General features: G+C 38.6%; 22 protein-coding genes. 2 read left to right on the top strand and 20 right to left on the bottom strand.

Going from position 1 to position 17,529, the window contains the following annotated elements; translation table 11 throughout:
* Positions 1-29 precede the first annotated feature (29 nt).
* The 20 genes from C6Y03_RS06255 to degS form a co-directional block, all read right to left on the bottom strand.
* Positions 30-1,715, bottom strand: coding sequence for a methyl-accepting chemotaxis protein (locus C6Y03_RS06255; protein WP_106039035.1), 1,686 nt, complete (start codon positions 1,713-1,715; stop codon positions 30-32).
* 33 nt (positions 1,716-1,748) lie between these two features.
* On the bottom strand, positions 1,749-2,129 hold the full coding sequence (locus C6Y03_RS06250; RefSeq protein WP_034660137.1) for a DUF8042 domain-containing protein: 381 nt from the start codon (positions 2,127-2,129) through the stop codon (positions 1,749-1,751).
* 13 nt (positions 2,130-2,142) lie between these two features.
* On the bottom strand, positions 2,143-2,484 hold the full coding sequence (gene fliT, locus C6Y03_RS06245; protein ID WP_106039034.1) for a flagella biosynthesis regulatory protein FliT: 342 nt from the start codon (positions 2,482-2,484) through the stop codon (positions 2,143-2,145).
* Positions 2,481-2,885, bottom strand: a complete 405-nt coding sequence (gene fliS / locus C6Y03_RS06240; protein ID WP_058013567.1) for a flagellar export chaperone FliS — start codon at positions 2,883-2,885, stop codon at positions 2,481-2,483. The genes fliT and fliS overlap by 4 nt, the downstream gene beginning before the upstream one ends.
* 17 nt (positions 2,886-2,902) lie before the next feature.
* Positions 2,903-4,417, bottom strand: coding sequence for a flagellar hook-associated protein 2 (locus C6Y03_RS06235; RefSeq protein ID WP_106039033.1), 1,515 nt, complete (start codon positions 4,415-4,417; stop codon positions 2,903-2,905).
* A 20-nt stretch (positions 4,418-4,437) separates the two neighbouring features.
* On the bottom strand, positions 4,438-4,779 hold the full coding sequence (gene flaG, locus C6Y03_RS06230; RefSeq protein ID WP_060597391.1) for a flagellar protein FlaG: 342 nt from the start codon (positions 4,777-4,779) through the stop codon (positions 4,438-4,440).
* A 153-nt stretch (positions 4,780-4,932) separates the two neighbouring features.
* Complete coding sequence (gene csrA / locus C6Y03_RS06225) at positions 4,933-5,157, bottom strand: carbon storage regulator CsrA (protein ID WP_003212955.1); 225 nt, start codon at positions 5,155-5,157, stop codon at positions 4,933-4,935.
* On the bottom strand, positions 5,151-5,585 hold the full coding sequence (gene fliW / locus C6Y03_RS06220; protein WP_034660142.1) for a flagellar assembly protein FliW: 435 nt from the start codon (positions 5,583-5,585) through the stop codon (positions 5,151-5,153). The genes csrA and fliW overlap by 7 nt, the downstream gene beginning before the upstream one ends.
* A 28-nt stretch (positions 5,586-5,613) precedes the next feature.
* On the bottom strand, positions 5,614-6,192 hold the full coding sequence (locus C6Y03_RS06215) for a DUF6470 family protein (protein ID WP_034660143.1): 579 nt from the start codon (positions 6,190-6,192) through the stop codon (positions 5,614-5,616).
* 48 nt (positions 6,193-6,240) lie between these two features.
* Positions 6,241-7,152 (bottom strand): flagellar hook-associated protein FlgL, encoded by a 912-nt coding sequence (gene flgL / locus C6Y03_RS06210; protein WP_066031682.1) that lies wholly within the window; start codon positions 7,150-7,152, stop codon positions 6,241-6,243.
* 9 nt (positions 7,153-7,161) lie between these two features.
* Positions 7,162-8,682, bottom strand: a complete 1,521-nt coding sequence (flgK, locus tag C6Y03_RS06205) for a flagellar hook-associated protein FlgK (RefSeq protein WP_060597394.1) — start codon at positions 8,680-8,682, stop codon at positions 7,162-7,164.
* A 15-nt stretch (positions 8,683-8,697) separates the two neighbouring features.
* A complete protein-coding gene (locus C6Y03_RS06200) occupies positions 8,698-9,180 on the bottom strand; it encodes a flagellar protein FlgN (protein ID WP_034660146.1) in 483 nt (160 codons plus the stop codon).
* A gap of 18 nt (positions 9,181-9,198) precedes the next feature.
* The gene (flgM, locus tag C6Y03_RS06195; protein WP_003213252.1) at positions 9,199-9,462 is read right to left on the bottom strand and encodes a flagellar biosynthesis anti-sigma factor FlgM; all 264 of its coding nucleotides are present in this window, start codon (positions 9,460-9,462) and stop codon (positions 9,199-9,201) included.
* 79 nt (positions 9,463-9,541) lie between these two features.
* On the bottom strand, positions 9,542-9,961 hold the full coding sequence (locus tag C6Y03_RS06190; RefSeq protein ID WP_060597396.1) for a TIGR03826 family flagellar region protein: 420 nt from the start codon (positions 9,959-9,961) through the stop codon (positions 9,542-9,544).
* A 56-nt stretch (positions 9,962-10,017) separates the two neighbouring features.
* Positions 10,018-10,704 (bottom strand): ComFC family protein, encoded by a 687-nt coding sequence (locus C6Y03_RS19145; protein WP_189288297.1) that lies wholly within the window; start codon positions 10,702-10,704, stop codon positions 10,018-10,020.
* On the bottom strand, positions 10,701-10,994 hold the full coding sequence (gene comFB, locus C6Y03_RS06180; protein WP_060597398.1) for a late competence protein ComFB: 294 nt from the start codon (positions 10,992-10,994) through the stop codon (positions 10,701-10,703). Before comFB ends, C6Y03_RS19145 begins: the two co-directional genes overlap by 4 nt.
* Positions 10,995-11,060: 66 nt before the next feature.
* Positions 11,061-12,440, bottom strand: coding sequence for an ATP-dependent helicase ComFA (locus C6Y03_RS06175; protein WP_142393300.1), 1,380 nt, complete (start codon positions 12,438-12,440; stop codon positions 11,061-11,063).
* 120 nt (positions 12,441-12,560) lie between these two features.
* Complete coding sequence (locus tag C6Y03_RS06170; protein WP_106039032.1) at positions 12,561-13,403, bottom strand: DegV family protein; 843 nt, start codon at positions 13,401-13,403, stop codon at positions 12,561-12,563.
* A gap of 217 nt (positions 13,404-13,620) precedes the next feature.
* A complete protein-coding gene (gene degU, locus C6Y03_RS06165; protein ID WP_008348273.1) occupies positions 13,621-14,310 on the bottom strand; it encodes a two-component system response regulator DegU in 690 nt (229 codons plus the stop codon).
* 64 nt (positions 14,311-14,374) lie between these two features.
* A complete protein-coding gene (gene degS, locus C6Y03_RS06160) occupies positions 14,375-15,550 on the bottom strand; it encodes a two-component sensor histidine kinase DegS (protein WP_003213166.1) in 1,176 nt (391 codons plus the stop codon).
* A gap of 221 nt (positions 15,551-15,771) precedes the next feature.
* Here degS and C6Y03_RS06155 point away from each other — a divergent pair, with 221 nt between their 5' ends.
* The gene (locus C6Y03_RS06155; protein WP_012011434.1) at positions 15,772-16,440 is read left to right on the top strand and encodes a YigZ family protein; all 669 of its coding nucleotides are present in this window, start codon (positions 15,772-15,774) and stop codon (positions 16,438-16,440) included.
* Positions 16,425-17,516, top strand: a complete 1,092-nt coding sequence (locus C6Y03_RS06150) for an LCP family protein (protein ID WP_060597401.1) — start codon at positions 16,425-16,427, stop codon at positions 17,514-17,516. The genes C6Y03_RS06155 and C6Y03_RS06150 overlap by 16 nt, the downstream gene beginning before the upstream one ends.
* Positions 17,517-17,529: the final 13 nt, after the last annotated feature.

Raw genomic sequence — 17,529 nt, 5'->3', positions numbered from 1 at the left:
GCTCATTCTTGAAAAAGACCAGCTCACGTTTAAATCGTGAAAGATGAAATGGATGTTTTCAGCGAATGAGATAAGGTTTTTAAATCTTCCGCCGCTGCTTTCATCTCTTCATTTGCCGCCAATGATTCTTCAACAACCGCAGACATGTACTCCGTCTCTTCTGAATTACGTTTGGCTCCTTCTTCGATGACCCCAACCGTCTGAGAGATTTCCTCTGTACTAGCTGAAATTTGCTCTGCAGTGGCTGAAAGTTCTTCTGATTTCATTGAAATATCACGAATAGATTCCAGAATTTCATGAAAGCTCTGTTCAGACAATTGCGATACTTTCACACCTTCTGCTACATCCTGCTCAACCTTTGTCATCGAATGTGATGATTTTTCAGTATCTTTGTTCACGTTCGCGAGTAATTGACTAATTTGATCTGTCAGCTGACTAGATTCTTCCGCCAGTTTCCTCACTTCATCTGCTACAACCGCAAAGCCTCTTCCATGTTCTCCAGCTCTTGCCGCTTCAATAGCAGCATTTAAAGCAAGCAAGTTCGTTTGGTCAGCAATGGCATGGATATGACCTAACAAATCTTCAATGCCAGTAAACTGGCCTTGTACATGAGCCATTGTGGAATGGTGTTCATTCACAGACGCTTTTATAGAGCTCATTTGTTTTACAAATTGCTGAATAAGAGCTGCACCCTCTTCAGCCTTTTCAGTCACTGAAATTGAGTGACCCGAAACATCGGATGTGTGTTCAGCTGCATTTTGCATACCAGTCGAGACTTCTTGAATCGCAGAAGCTACTTTTCCGACCGCGTCTGATTGTTCACGTGAAGCTTCACCGACCTGTTCAATCGAACTAGACGTCTGCTCACTTGCCGATATGGTTTCATGAATGGTTTCCTCAAACTGAGCAGCAGAATCAGCTAATTGTCTTGATCCATGTTGCACCTGTAAAATGAGCTGACGTAAATGAGTCGTCATTTGATTAAAAGCGGTACCGAGTTGGCCAATCTCATTTTTAGAGGTCACTTCGATCTCTTCAAGTGTAAGATCACCATCTGCCATTCTTCTCGCGGCATTTGTGACAGACACAATCGGCTTTGTCATACGATAAACGAATCTTGTCCCAATCAACAAAAAGCCAACAATAATGACCGCACTAACTAGAATGAGTGTGAATAATAATTTATTACTGTCTTGATTGAGCTGATTGATTTTCTGGTCACGTTGCTTCAACTGGGTTTGAGCAAATTCTTTTGTGAAGGTATGTATTTCTTGTTCGATAGGCTGTAATTCTTGACTGAGGCGGGTGTTGAATTCTTTTTGATTTTGCATATTCAATGAATTAAATAGTCGGTTCGTTGAGGTGTAGTAAAGATAATTTTTTTCTGAGATTTGATCTAATAGATTTTTTGCTTGTTTGACAGCGCTCATTTTTGAAGCTTCAGTTGTTTTTTTATTAATCTCTTCATATGTTTGCTCAATTTTCTGTAAATTTTCAGCATCTTGCACGACAACATAGGTTTTGATTTGCGCTTCCTGCTTTTGCAAAAGCGCCTCTAATTCCAGTGAGGTCTGATAAAGCTTCACTTCTTTGCTGAGAAGCGTCTTGTAGGATTGATCTGTTTTGTAATAGATAAAGCTTGAGAACCCTAAAATACTGACAAACAATACACATATGACAATAAGCCCAAACAAAAATTGATTTTTTAGTCTCATAATTTCCTCCGAATGGTCTGAATTGAACAAAAATTAATGAATGACATACGGCCTCATACAGGCATGTATTTCATCCATCCACTTTCTATATTCAGGTATAAAATATGATGTAAGGAATGATTGGAAGTGTATTGAAGGGAATGTATAGAAAGCTAGTATATCAAAACTTAAAAAAATTTGATCAAACGAACGAATCGTTTTGGCAAAGTGCTCATTTTCTATAATTGAAAGCAGAAGGGGATGTGTTGTCTCTAAATGAAAGAAGGCATGGATCAGATCATTAAAGATCCGATCCCCTTCAGTTTTAGCAAAATCCTTCTCAATTTCATCTAAATATTTTAGACTCTCTTCTATCGTATATAGAAGTTCATAATATGTGGTTAATAAAATATAGTCATCTGAACGATACGCCACAGGTCTCACCTAATTATTTCCGTTTATCGTAATATACGCCGTCACTCGTCATAGGCTGGTATGGATTTTGATAATTCAGCTGTTTCGTTTTCTTTTTTTGAATGGCTTGAATATCTGCTTTGATCCCATTTTGGATAACAGTTAATTGCTTCGCCATCTGTTGATCTGTTTGGATGATTTCTTTGATTTTCTCTTTTTCTTGATCCGTCAGCTCATGCTGAATATCTCTCATTAATTCGTCTCTCTCAATTAAAAAGGCATCAAAATCTTCAACCAAGGTGTCACTTTGTGGATTTGCCGCTATTTCGGCTGCCATTTTTAATGTTCGGTCATACAGCTGGTCCACAATACTCATAGAGATCCCCCGATAGAGTGGTGGCGCCCTTTTCGATCGGTTTGAATAACTTCCTTCCATGCATCACGAAAATCAGTTACGTATTGCTCTACTTCATTCAACATCTCTTCGTCATTTTGAAGATTGGCTTCAATCAGTCTGCGATAAATGTAATCATACATACTTGCCATACTCTTTGATACGTCATAAGAACGATTTAAGGTAACATTTAATTCTTGAATGATGTTTTGAGCCTTTTTCAGGTTCACATTTCTCGTTTCTGCATCCTCTTTTTGAATGGCATACTTCGCTAGTCTAATGAACTTTAAGCAGCCTTCATAAAGCATAAGCGTCAACTCGGCAGGTGTTGCAGTCTCAATAGAATTTTTCTGATAGGCGGCATAAGGGTTCTGTATTGCCATATGTTATAAACCTCCAATTATTGTCCAAGCAGTTGAGAAAGATAGCCAGATTGGTTGTTTAGCTTTTGAATCGCGCTATCCATGGCGTTAAACTTTTTGTAGTAGCGGGTTTCAACCATTTTTAAACGATCTTGGAATGTATCCATTCGTTTTGTTAAAGAATCAAGGTCCTTACCAAGTCCGTATTCCTTTAATTGCATTGTTGTGCTGCCAGCTTTAGTTTGAATGCTCTTCGTGAAGGCTGATAAGGAATTTTTGATACGATGAATGATTCCTTGTTCTTGATATTGCTGCTGCGCTTTATCTTTATCTTTTGAATCCACATTTAGCGAACCTGACATAAATATTTGACTGATCTTCTGTGGGTCTTCTTCAATGGCTTTTCTTAGTTTCGGTTCATCAATGACAAGCTTTCCGCCATCTTTATATTTATCTGAAGTGGTAATTCCGATTTGTGTCATGTGAATTCTATTCCCATCACTTGTCGTAATATCAGCATAAAAATCACTTCTTATTTTAGAGGCACCACCTCGTAAAATGGAATCACTTCTCAGCAAGCCAGACTTCGCTGTCGTTTCCCATAGCTCCACTTCTTTGTCAGACATTGCTTTTTTCTCTTCAGCTGTTAAAGGATGATAGTCCCTATTTCTTTTTTCATTGACTTTGCCATTGACCTGCTCAACAAGTTCATTGTATTTATCAACAAATTGTTTAATTTTATCAAAGATTGTATCGACATCTGTTGAAACGTTTAAGCTGACAGGCTTATCGGTTGTCCCTTTAAGCTCGTACGTAATACCAGCTTGCTCAAATGTATTGTTGTTATTTTCCATTTTCAGACCATTAATCTCGTATTGTGCTTTTTGCCCTTGAGTGGTCGCAACTAATTTGTTATCTCCATCCACTTGGAAGCCTAATTGAGTGAAGAATGAAGCTGAATTACCATCAGCTGCTTTAATACTGACACCTTCTCCCGTTGTCCGTGAAGTGAGAGCGACCGTATCGACATAGTTTGATCCGTCAAAGATCTGTCCTTTGTAAGCCGTCACACCTAATTGCGAGTTGTTCAGCTTTTTCACGATGTCATCAATTGTATCGGTATCAGAAGTATTGATCGTCACCGCTTTCGGTTTTGTCGAATCTGGTGTCGTCACTTCGAATGTAAACGTGCCATTTGTTGGTGTAAATCCAGATGTACCAGATGATCTGAAGACGGAAGCTGTCGCTAATTGGGTGACATTGATTGAGCCAGAGGCAGCATTTGTTGATCCAGTTGCTGTGACAGCAGATTCATTTGAGCTTGTCACCTTTTTTGCGCCATATGTACTTGGACGCGTTAAGTTTAAACTGTTGATCAAATCATCTAATTCTTTGACTTTCGAGTTCACCTCGCGATAGCTGTCTCTTTGCCATTCAAGTGTTTGTTTCTGGCGTGTCATTTTATCAAGTGGTGCTTGCTCAGTTTTCATTAGCTTTGATACGATTTCATCAATATCAAACACATTTGAAAATCCAGTAATTCGATTGACCATTTTTTATGTTCTCCCTTCACTTACATTCTTTTATCTACAAATAAACCGACAATTTCTGTCATTGCCGCATAGAAATCAAGCCATTCCTTGGAAGGAATTTCTCTAATGACTTCTTCTGTTTGGTTATCTACGACTTTGACATAATATTCATTGAGTTTTTCATGTAATTCAAATTGCAGATGAAATTGAGTGGGTTCAATCAGCTTGTTTGCTCCTTGAAGCGTTTTTTCAATTTCTTCTTTTGAAACGACCTTGCCATTTGCTTGTAAATCAGAGTTTACATTGTCATTCTGGTTATTAGAAACACGGGTTTGAAATGCATCGATAATTGGCTCTAGCGATGTCAACTTACCAACAGACATAGTTATTCAGCTCCTGTGCTTTAATCTATCTTTTATATCGGCTTTGAATTTTCAAATTAAATATAGATGGACCGATTTGTTAAAGTTTCATATAGATGGTGAACATCCACACAGAAACGTGGAGAAGGATAGCTGAATCAGATAAAAAAATCCTCACTTTTTTTGTGAGGATAATTGAGAGAGGAGATCTACAGATAAACTCGCAGCACGACTGTTCTCTTCTTGAATAGACAGGTACACTTCTTTTCTATGAATATCAATGTGCTTAGGAGCCTCAATCCCGATTTTCACTTGATCGCCTTCGATTGAAATAATCTTGACTTCAATATCATCGCCAATTTGAATCGACTGGTTTAATTTACGCGAGAGAACTAACATGAGGATGCCACCTCTAACAAATGTTTTGTATGATAGGCTGAATCATGCAAAATCACCTGCTTGGCTTTCATGTTTTTCCGGTTCACAATAATAGGCGCTCTTAAATTGGCTGTCGTTTTTTCAATAGAAGATTCCATTGTTAAGATCACCATGACTTCCACATCATTGGCATCTTCTACTTCTAGAATATCTACGACCGTTTCGTCTAGATCGAATTCATATTGATTGAAGAATAAAAACGGACTGCTGACAATAAAGCCTAACTCTGCGTTTTTCAATGATTGAAGAACTAAAAATGGAGACTCTTCTGATAAAGGTAAAATGACAAACTGTTGTTGATCTAGAAATCCTGGTATTCCATTAGAGAAGTTGATGATTTGCTCCTCTTTGATTGTCATTTCACCATGGTATTTTGTTTGAATGATCATAATTCACGACCTTTTTCATTTTTCTTAACTATACCTTATCACCATTTTGGCCCGTTTCGTCAACTTCTATTTTTAAATCTGGGTATTGTAACATATCAATATTGACCTTACCTGGCTGGTAGTTAACGATTGGTTTATGAGGCGTTGCCTCTATAATAGCTTTTTGAGGCTCCACATCAATTTGAAGCTCAGATGGCTGATAGTGAATTTTGACACTAAAGAATGAAGGGATCACACCAATGGTGAATTGTTTGGCTGGAGGGGTGCCATTGATTTTGGCAAACTCGGCAATTGCATTCCCACCATTCTCGATCTTGATGAGTTCACTGCCTTCTTCCGCTCTTCGGCCCATTCCCTCTCCAACAGCACGTTTCCCCTCAGCTGCCCATTCCTCAGATCGTCTAAAAATCGACTTGATATCCATATCGGCAAATGCTTCGGTTTGATCTATTGTTAATTTTGACGGTGTCCTTGTCATATTCATGACGGCTCTGGGCTGCTGAATCTCAAGGTCTGCTCTTGGCTGCTCTACTTCTTGCCGAGAAGGAGTTGTCGACATTTGCAGCTTTGCATAGGTTTGTTGCATTAACAATCTAGGGATTTGCATATAGGTACACCTCCATGATGCAAAAAAGCACCCAACGGATGCTTTTTATTATCTTAAGAAATCGACAAGGGATGGCTGAATAACTTTAGCCGTCGTTGCTAAAGCAGCTCTATTCACAACCTCTTGTTGAAGAAGATCAATAATTGCTTTTTCACTTTCTACATCTTCATTATCTGATTTGGCATTTTTCAGTACTTCGAATTGTGAAGTCAAGCGACTGCCTACTAAGTCAACACGATTTGAACGGGCTCCTAGGTCCGAGCGCTCAGCACTCATCACTTCTTTAAACTGATCGATACTTCCTAACGCATCATCAGAATTTGCGAACGTTCCATTTTTCAATGAGTTTTCTAAATCCGTCAGCATTTCAATGACATTTTGACCGCTGGCAGACTGTCCACCAAACGCTGAAATTGGATTTGAGTTCACATTTAAAGTGATACCATCAGAAATGTTCGACTTAACGGCATTTGCATCTGTATAGTTTTCAAAGTTAAACGTAAACGTACCATCTGCGTTCTCGACAACTGGTTTGACATTTGTATTCGTTCCATTAAATACGAATTTACCTAACATCTGAGTGTTCATTGCGTCAATGATTTGTTTCTTCATCTGGCCAATTTCCACTCCGATAGCTGCTAAATCTTCTGGCTGCTTTGTTCCGTTAGCCGCATCAAGCACTTTATCTCGTACATTTGACATAATATCAATGATTTCAGTGACACTTGTTTCAGATGTATCAATCCAGTTTTGTGCTTCATTTAAGTTTTTTTGATATTGTTCATTTCGAAACATTGCTGTGCTATATTGAAGGCTTTTTACTGCTGCAACGGGATCATCAGACGTTTTTGTGAAACGTCTCCCTGTTTGTGCTTGCTCATTTATTTTAGAAAGTTTTTCATAACTTTTACTAATATTACGAAGTGAGTTTTGAGAAATCATACCTTGTGTGACTCGCATCAGCTATACCTACCTTCCTACGACACCCATGCCGTTTATTACTTTATCCAATATTTCATCTTGTAATGTCACAACTCTCGCAGCTGCATTATATGCATGCTGAAATTGGATCATATTCGTCATTTCTTCATCAATGGAAACAGCACTCGTCGACATTCTACGTTCATTGGCTGAATTGACAAGAGCGGCTGAACTGCTTTCTAGCGTCATGTTCTTTTTCCCTTGAATCCCCATCTCAGCAATGACATTTTGGTAGTAATCCTGGATCGTCGTTGTATTGCCGCCGATTGGTAACTTTAAGTCTTGTATATTTGCTAATTTTGTAGCATTCGAACCGTCACCTTTTGTTTGATTGAGAGATGCTGCAATATTATCTGTTGATGCTAAAATGACATCACTCACTTTGATACGAGCTGCTAAGCCTTTATTCAATTCATTGTTATTCTCAATATCAAAGAAGTCTTGTCCACTTGTGCCATTTAACGTGTACCCCTGCTTATGCACATCGTTAAATGTATCCATAAATACTTGTGCTACTTCATCCAGCTCTGCAAGCATATCCGGATACATGCCTTTTTCAGCACCATTTGACATGTAACCATAAGCCTCAACAAGTGCTTTTACTTTACCATTCACTTGAAGCTGATCTGCTGCAATGGTTGTTGTTCCGAATTGAAGTGAGTTAACAAGTCCCGTTGTGTTATCATAGGAGATTTGCAGTTCAGATTTTTCGCTCGTAATGCCATTCAAAATCGTTCCAGCAGATTGTCCATTTGCACCGATAATGTCGATGTTGACAGTTCCTTCAGCAATTTTGAGTGCATTCCCGCCAGATGGATTATAGCTCACTTTAATATCAACAAGTGAGGATAATTGATCTACCAACGCATCACGCGTATCATATAGATCATTTGGAAGATACCCGTTTGGTTCAACTGCTGCAATTTGTTTGTTCACTTCATCTATTTGAGATAAAATCGTGTTCACATTTTTGGCTGTTGAATCGAGTTCTGTTTTTAAATTCTTTTGTATCGTTGTTAAAGACGAATTAAGTAGACGGAATTGATCTACTAAAGCCTGTGCACTTGTTTTAACAACTGTACGCGCAGACGCTGTATCGGCATTTTTTGTTTCGGATAGGACCTGTAATGATTTCCAAAGGTTATCAAAAGCTCTGTTTAAGCCTTCATCCGTCAAATCATTCATAACTCCCTCCATTTGCGAAAGGGCATCAGATTTTGTTGAGTAGTAAGACAAGTTATTGTTATGATCTCTGAATTGCAGATCTAAAAAGCTGTCTCGAATTCTTTCAACGGTTCCAACTTGAACTCCTGTCCCCATTTGGCCATACGTCTTGCCGTCATAAACTGAAATGACTGGATAAGGATTATCTGCTTTAAAGGTAACTCTTTGTCTTGAGTAGCCATCTGTATTTGCATTGGAGACGTTGTTTGATGTGACATAAAGCCCTGCACGCTGGGCTGTGATTCCTCTTTTTGCCGTTTCTAGACCCATGAATGTAGAACCCATTGGTATCCTCCTTGTTTACGCCTTTGAATCAAACAAAGCCCTCTGCTGTTTAGGCTTTGAACTCTCAAGACCATTTTGTCCGTAATTCATATTTTCTTTATTAGGGTTAACGAGATCGAATGTCAGTGAAATAAATTGAAGCGACTGCTGAATGAGCTGTTTGTTCAGTTCATTTACATCTTTCAGTTCCACCATGATGTCATTTAATTTGTCATATAACGAAATGAGCTCTTCTTGATCCGAACCTTCAGCCTTTTCGATACACGCGGTGATGGTTGGCGGTTCATCACTTTGTAAAAATTGAACTGTGGCTTCAATTCGTTTTTCTTCTAATTGAGAAATGGCTTGAATATATTTTTGCTCTAAATTCAGAACCTCTGAAAGAGCATCAATCTCATTGCTTTTCAGCATTTCTGTTTTATCCTTCGACAGCTTCAAAAGCTGTTCATGCAATCCATAGAGACGATGCAGCTCTTCAATGATTATTTTAACTGACATTCACGCTACTCCCTTTTGTTATTGTTGTTTATAAAAATTCAGCATTTTATCAGCAATGCCTTTTGTATCTACTTGATATGTTCCGGCTTCAATGCTTTTTTTAATTTGGTCTATTTTATCTTGGCGTTCTTTCATGATATTCGGCACCTTTTGCATTTCGATTGCCTTTTTAGAAATTTCGACTTTATCAGTTGATTTTGCTTGATTTGATTGCAACGTTTGTTTCTCATATGTTTTCTTGTAAGGATTTACTGGTTGTGTTCCATATCGATTAATTTTCACGGGATTCCTCTCGCTTTCCGTTACAGTCTGTCTTGATTCTATCCATTTTATCGACCAAACTGCAACTTAGTTTAGGGAATCAATCGTTTTTAGGATTAATGGCATAATAGGTGTCTTTTTTCCTAGATTCAATCTCCCTTTTACGCTCTTCTTCTTGATTCATTTGACTCATTTGCGAATGAATATCCTGTTCACATTGGCTGCACAGCTTGTTTTTTCTGATCGGTTGGCCACATCTTTCACAAGGATAGTTGATATTCGGAAATTGACTAATTTGAAGTCTTTTCAAACGGATAAATTTCAAGATTAATTCTTCAGCAACTTCTGTTGCATCTACTATTTCAGCAATGGTTGATTGTCTATTACTTTGCTTTCGCAAGAATTTATAAACGATATCAAAAGAACGTTCTTCTTCTTCGAAGCATTTGTTACAAACCGTTTGGATGGTGGTTTTTAAAAACAGCTGATTACATTGTGGACAGTTTGCCAATTGATTCATAACCAAAACCCCTTACGTTATTTTCTCTTCTTATTATCGGTTAATTATCCTGAATTTTAACTACGGATCAACGTAAAAGAGGAAACACTTTTGGCACCTGCTTCTTTTAAAATTCTTGCCGCATCATAAATGGTGGCCCCCGTTGTATAGATGTCGTCAATTAAGATAACATCCCTTTGAACGATCGCATCTGTCTGCTTGATTTGAAACATTCTTTTTTGATCTAAACGTTCATTTTTCTTTTTCTTAGACTGCTTGCTTTGATGTATTTTCACAAGCGGCTGCAGGATCGGCTGACCAATCAAGGAAGCAAGTATGACTGACTGATTAAACCCTCTTTCCTTTAGCCTTTCTTTACTTAAAGGAATCGGGATCAGCACAGGTTCTTTAATTGAAAAGGAGCGCTTAAATACTGCTTGGACATCTTGTTTAAAAAGCTCAGCTAAAGCTGTATCACCTCGAAATTTAAAGCGGGAAAGGACATCTTTCATCAAATCGTTGTAAGCATAAACAGACCTATTTTTCACAAGTACTGTAGTAGAATCAGGGCGTTCTTTCCACCTGGAACAGTCTTGACATAATTGATCATTCGACTGTGCTCTCCCACAAGCTGGACAAATCGGGCGTTGAATTTTTTCTAGGTGATGCTTACATGCTATACATAGATGATCATCATTTAATAGAAGTAATGATTTCCATGTAAAAGCAGCGACAAAATGCCCCTCACAAATTAGGCAGATCAATTGTTATCCTTATTTATCGGCAGACGATTTTCGCATCTTGGAAATGTGGTGACCTTTGAAGCAGCTTCTGTCAGAATGACCAGCATGGCCGTATTCTTCTGTTTATCCACCATCTCGGATTTACTGTAAGATATTTTATCGATATCTGTTATATACTGAGGCTTCACTTGATTTAGTGAAATCGCTAATACATCTTCTATACACTTTTCACAGTGACAAATCATGTTTAATTGGTTGAGATATTGATAGAGGATTTCCTTGAGTAGTATTTCTTTTGCATTGAGTAGCATATTTGTCTCTCCTGCCATTTGTGTATTGTGAATATAAATGTACCATGAAATTTAGTTGGACCCACATTATTTTTCAGAAAACTCTTTTGCAGCTGTATCATTCATTTTTACGATATGCTTCTTTGCTTGTTTCATACTTCTCGTTAAACCAAAATGAAAAAAGATTACATCTCCTTTAAAAAAATCGGGATGTCTACCTGCTCTACCAGAAATCTGAACAAGTGCACTCTCTGTAAAGATAGTAGATTCCGCACCTAGTACCCCCACTTGAACATTTGGAATGGTAACGCCTCTTTCTAGAATGGTGGTTGTAACTAGTACATCGTATTTATAATCTCTGAAGTGCTGGACCTTTTGTTTCCTGTCTGGATCATCAGCAGACACCCCCTCCACATTTAAGCGGTGTTCTCTAAGGACCTTCGTTATCTTCTTCATGGTCGAAATAGAAGGAACAAAAAGTAAAATCCTTCTCTTCTTTGTGATATGTTTCTGCATCCAATTCATTACTTTAGGTGGGAGCTGGTTCTTTTTTAATTTCTTCTTCCAATGTCCAATCCATTGAAAGGACGGGACAGGTAACGGTTGTTGGTGAAAGCGCAGAGGAATTTTTATGGCTTCTAGTTGTCCACGAGATACATCTCTTTTCATTTTCTTAGAGGGCGTCGCACTTAAATAAACCCTAACCCCTTTCTTTCTCATTGCCTTTAAAACAGCAAATTGGAGACGTTCATCGATTGAATAAGGAAAGGCGTCGACTTCATCTATAATAAGCACATCAAATGCAAGTTTGTATCTCATCAACTGATGAGTTGTGGCGATCACTAGCGGTGCTATTTGGAACCTTTGAGGACTTCCTCCATAAAGAACAGCTATTTTCATTCCTTGAAATGCTTTTTTAAGCCGCGGCTCTAGTTCAAGGACAACATCTGTTCTAGGTGTCGCAATGCAGACGCTCATTCCTTGATGTAAGGCATATTCAATTCCGTGAAAAAGCACCTCTGTTTTCCCTGCCCCGCAAACTGCCCAGATGAGTAGATCAAATTTGTTTTTTATCGCTTCGATCAATTTTTCTGACGCCCTTTTTTGTCCTTTAGACAGGTTTCCCTGCCATGTTAATTCCGTATGACATGTTTCTTCCATTTGTGGACCCGTCCATTCATAAAGAAAGCCACATTCCGTTGTTTTCCCCATCATGATGCATGATCTACAGTACACACAATCTTTTTGACACATGTCACACGGAGTGTGGGCAAAGTACCGCTTTTTTGATACACCACATCTACAGCAAGTAAGACCATTTGCTTTCCTCTCAATAGCAGGTGTTCGGATGACTAACCCTTTCTCCACCAACCAATCCAAATCGGACTGTGAGCATCTTGTTTCAGCGGTAAGCAGGTGGCGTGACTGCAGTTGCTGCCTTAGTTCCATTGCTTTGTCCATGTTCAATTTCACCAAACACCTTTCAACTGATGTTTGCCTATTATGCGCAAAGACATGACCTTTCGTCCAACAGCTAAAATAGAAAAACAAAACCCCTTTTCTATTAGAAAAGAGGTTTTTTAAGATTTATCTAATCACCCAGCCAAGAGCTATAGAGCCTTCGCCTAGATGAGTGCCAATCACGGCACCAAAGTAGCTTTTATAAAATTCAACATGAGGATACTTTTCTGATAAGTGCGCAATTAAGTCGTCTGCTTCTTCTTCTCTATTACCATGTATCAGTGTTGCTCTCATCGGGACACCACGTGATGCATCTTCGTCAAATAATTCAAAAATACGTGAAATGGCTTTTTTCCGTGTACGAATCTTCTCAAAAGGGACAATTAGCTTGTTGTCAAAATGCAGTATAGGCTTTACCTTTAAGAGGCTCCCAATAAAAGCCTGAGCACCATTTAATCTGCCGCCTCTTTGTAAATGAGTTAAATCGTCTACCATAAAATAAGCTCTCTGATTCTCTTTCAGATAATTGAGATGGGCTAACACTTCTTCTAGAGAAGCACCACCTTGGATTTTTTCAGCAGCTTCTATCGCATAAAAACCTTGCGCCATACAGCTAGTTTCTGTATCAAACGGATAAATATCAATCCCGTCAACTAGGTCATTTGCTGAGGCTGCACTATTATATGTTCCACTAATTCCGCTTGAAAGGTGAATACTAATCACGGCATCGTATGTTTCACTTAGTTTTTCATATAATTCTATTAACTCACCGAAAGCAGGCTGAGAGGTGGTTGGAAGGTCTTTATGCTTTTTGACTTCTTCATAATATGTCTTCCAATCCATTTCTATTTCTTCACGGTATGATTCGTTGCCAAAAATGACATTAAGAGGGATCATATGAATATGATGTTTATCACGCAGTTCTTGTGGTATATAAGCAGTACTGTCTGTTACAATGGCTATTTTCATTCTTAAATACCTTCCTTATCCGTTAAGTTGCTCTTTTTTATTTTCAAAGAATGATCATTGTTATTCATTAGATTTATAATAGTAATCAAAAAAGCCTGCCTAATCAATAGGCAAGCCCGTTATATCCGAAAAAGACTCCTTATCTACCTATCAATTCTCTCCAATTAACATGTGAGAGAACCAAAAACAGGCGAAAAAGGAGTACTTGTCCGGAACATTATCTCATTTCTACCCAGCCGTTTTTAATTGCTACAACAACAGCTTGTGTACGGTCGTTTACATTCATTTTTTGTAAAATGTTACTCACGTGGTTTTTGACTGTTTTCTCACTAATAAAGAGCGACTCACCAATTCCTCTATTGCTCTTTCCGTCAGCTAACATTTGAAGAACTTCGCACTCACGTCTCGTTAAGATATGAAGTGGTCTGCGAATTTCAGGATATACCTCGTGCTGCGGATGTGCTGAAACGCCACTAGTCGCTAGGCGTCGGAATTCATTTACTAAGTTATGAGTAACTTTCGGATGTAAATAAGATCCTCCGTCAGCTACGACTTTCACTGCTTCAATGAGCGTGTCTGCATCCATTTCTTTTAACAGGTAGCCTCTTGCCCCTGTTTTCAATGCATGTGTCACATAGTTTTCATCGTCATGAATAGATAGAATAATGACTTTTGATTCGGGATAAAGCTCAACTAGCTGCTTTGTAGCCTCTACACCATTTACATTCGGCATATTAATGTCCATAATGACAACATCCGGATGATAGTGTTCTACGATACGTGCAGCTTCGTCACCGTCGTCTCCTTCTGCAACTACTTCAAAAGTAGGTTCAAAATCTAAAATCCGTTTGACACCTTCACGGAATAATTGGTGATCATCAATAATTACAATATTTACTTTAGTCACAAGCTACGCCTCCCCATGTTTATTGTTCTACACCTGAACTTTATGGTCAATATGTCTTTTGTCTCTATTTTACAATTTTATTTTGCAATGTTAATGGCACGCGAATCATGATGAATGTCCCTAGACCTATTTTTGAGTCTATGGTCATTTTACCTTCCAGTAAGTCTACGCGTTCTTTCATGCCAAGTAAACCGAAGGATTTGTTTTTGTTTGTTTTCACATCTTTCATATCAAAGCCTTTTCCATCGTCTTTGATAATTAACGTGACAAAGTCTTTCGTCACTTCTACTTTTACAGAGATTTCTTCAGCTTCGGAATGCTTTAGTGAATTTGTGACAGCTTCTTGGGCTAGTCTAAACAGTGCCACTTCAAATTGAGAAGCAATTCTTTCGCTTTCTGTATCCCCTAGGCATTGGAACGTAATCTTGGTTTTTCCATCATACTCTTCGATTGTGTTTAAATATTTTCTTAGCGTCGGAATGAGACCCAAATCATCTAAAGCCATTGGTCTTAAATCATAAATGATTCTTCTCACTTCGTACAGAGCATTTCGCACATTCTGTCTGAGACTTCTAATTTCTTTAAAGCCTTCTTCTGTCCCACGGTCTCTGAAAATCCGTTCAATTAATTCGGAACGCATCATCACGTTTGCCAGCATCTGGGCCGGACCGTCATGAATTTCCCGGGACACCCTTTTGCGTTCTTCTTCTTGGGCTTCAATAATTCTTAGTCCAAAATCTTGTTTTGCCTGAGCATCTTCAAGTAACACGCCAACTTGGCGTAAGTCCTGATTGAGATAGTTGAGAACAACTGTGATCTGACTCACAAGCGTTTCAGAGCGTTCAATGACGTCTTGCAGGCTTAACAATCGTCTTTCCAGATCGTCTCTTCTTTCTCTCAGCTGCTTTTCGCGCTGCTGGATCATGGTGAGTTCCACTTGTAGATTATGTGCTTTTTCGTAGGCCTCCCGTATTTCTTCTTCGCTAAATTTGTTGAAGTTTCTGCTGACCTCAGATAAGCGATTTCTAGCATGTCTCGTATGGACTTCGAGTTTATCCCCAAAATCAATTACTTCGTTTACTTGCTGCTTGATTTGCTTCAGCTCTTCTACTAGGCTTTCATATTGTTGACGGGACTGTTCGCCTATCCTAAATACTTCGTCCTTGCTGCCATCAACTGTACTTAGCATTTTCATGATGATTGAATCCAATAATTTCGGATCCATTTTAGGTGTTGTCATGGCTTTTCCCTCCCGTAACAGTGATGTCATCTTTTTTTATTATAAATGTCATTGATCTGCATTTTATGTCGAATTATAATGAAAGAATGCGTATAAATCATGAAGTTTTTATGACGACCCTTTTTCCGCCCCTATCATCATAACAAAATACGCTGTAAAATTCTAAAATCAATGCAAATTTTCTCTAGTCTTACAATTTGCTTGTCAGGAGGGTAAGTCTTTTGCTGAATCGCTATCTTACAGTAAAAAGTCGTGGCGAGCATGAGATCGTCATTGAAAAATCACGTTTTATTTGTCATATACAGCGTGCTGTCTCAGAAGAAGAAGCACAAGCATTTATACAATCCATTAAAAAACAACATTGGAATGCCACACATAATTGTTCTGCCTATCTCATTGGAGAACATGACCTGATTCAAAAAGCGAATGATGATGGTGAACCAAGCGGTACAGCAGGTGTGCCAATGCTTGAAGTGTTAAAAAAACGGAAGCTGAAAGATACAGTCGTAGTGGTCACTCGTTATTTCGGCGGTATTAAGCTAGGCGCCGGTGGATTGATTCGTGCCTACGGAAAATCTGTATCAGAAGCCATCAACCATGTTGGTATGGTAGAACGCTGTTTAATGCGTACGATGCACACAACAATAGATTATACATGGCTTGGAAAGGTAGAGAATGAGCTTAGAGCCTCATCTTTTCAGCTAAAAGAAATTCATTATGCAGAAGATGTTATTTTTGAGACGTATGTAGAAGAAACACAAACAGAGCAGTTCATTGAATGGATGACTGAGCTGACAAATGGAAAGAGTGTTACAAAAGAAGGCGAACTGATTTATTTAGAAAAGGACATTGGTCCGATAAAGGAGACAGATGAATGGCACAACGAGTAAGAGTGCGTGTACGAAAGAAAAAGAGTAAGAAGAAGAAAATTTTCAAACGTATCCTGGTCTTATTTTTACTTCTTATCATCTGCATGGGCGGATTTGCAGTATATAAAATAGTCAATACACTTCAGGCTGCTGACAAAACATATGATGAGCTAGACCGAGGAGAGAAATCGAAGCTTCGTGATGCGGTCATTGATATTAAGAAGAAACCTTTCTCTGTACTATTTGTCGGAATTGAGGATTATGCCACAGATGGTGATCATGGCCGTTCAGATTCACTCATTGTCGCAACGATTAACCCTCAAGACAAAACGATGAAAATGGTTAGTATCCCTCGTGACACACGCGTACAGCTTGCAAGTGACACGACAGGAAATAAAGAAAAGATCAATGCAGCATTTGCTAAAGGTGGAAAAGACGAGACGATTGAAACTGTCGAACAATTCTTGCATATTCCGATTGATAAATATGCAACCGTTGATTTTGACGGATTCAAGGATGTTATTGATGAAGTCGGCGGAATTGATATCGATGTTCCATTTGACTTCAATGAAAAAAGTGATGTGAAAAAATCGAAAAAGATTTACTTCAAAAAAGGCAATATGCATTTAAACGGGGAAGAAGCACTTGCTTACGCGCGGATGAGAAAACAAGATCCACGCGGTGATTTCGGACGTAATGATCGTCAGAAACAAATTTTACGCGCAATGATTGATCAAATGTCGAAGGCAAATAACATTGCGAACGTCGATAATATCGCTAAAGAAGTAAGTGATCACATTACAACCAACTTCCGTATCACAGAAGGTCTTGCGCTTCAGCAAATCTACAGCGGATTTAAAGGAAACGACACAGAAACACTTTCTATTAAAGGAACAGACCTTTATTTAGGACCAAATCGAACGTATTACTTTGAGCCAGATCAAACCAATCTAGCTAACGTACAAAATGAATTACGGACGCATTTAAAGCTTCCTGCTGAATCTTCGAGTGAAACAGATTCACAAACCAATCCACCCTCTGGTGAAACAGGGTCAAGTGATACAACTAATCCTTCGACCAGCACACCAGGACAATAATAAAAACAGCCCA

Source organism: Bacillus sp. LNXM65, assembly GCF_002998575.1.
Taxonomy (GTDB): Bacteria; Bacillota; Bacilli; order Bacillales; family Bacillaceae; genus Bacillus.
Note: the sequence above shows the minus strand (reverse complement) of the source record. Positions and strands in the feature narration are given on the sequence as shown.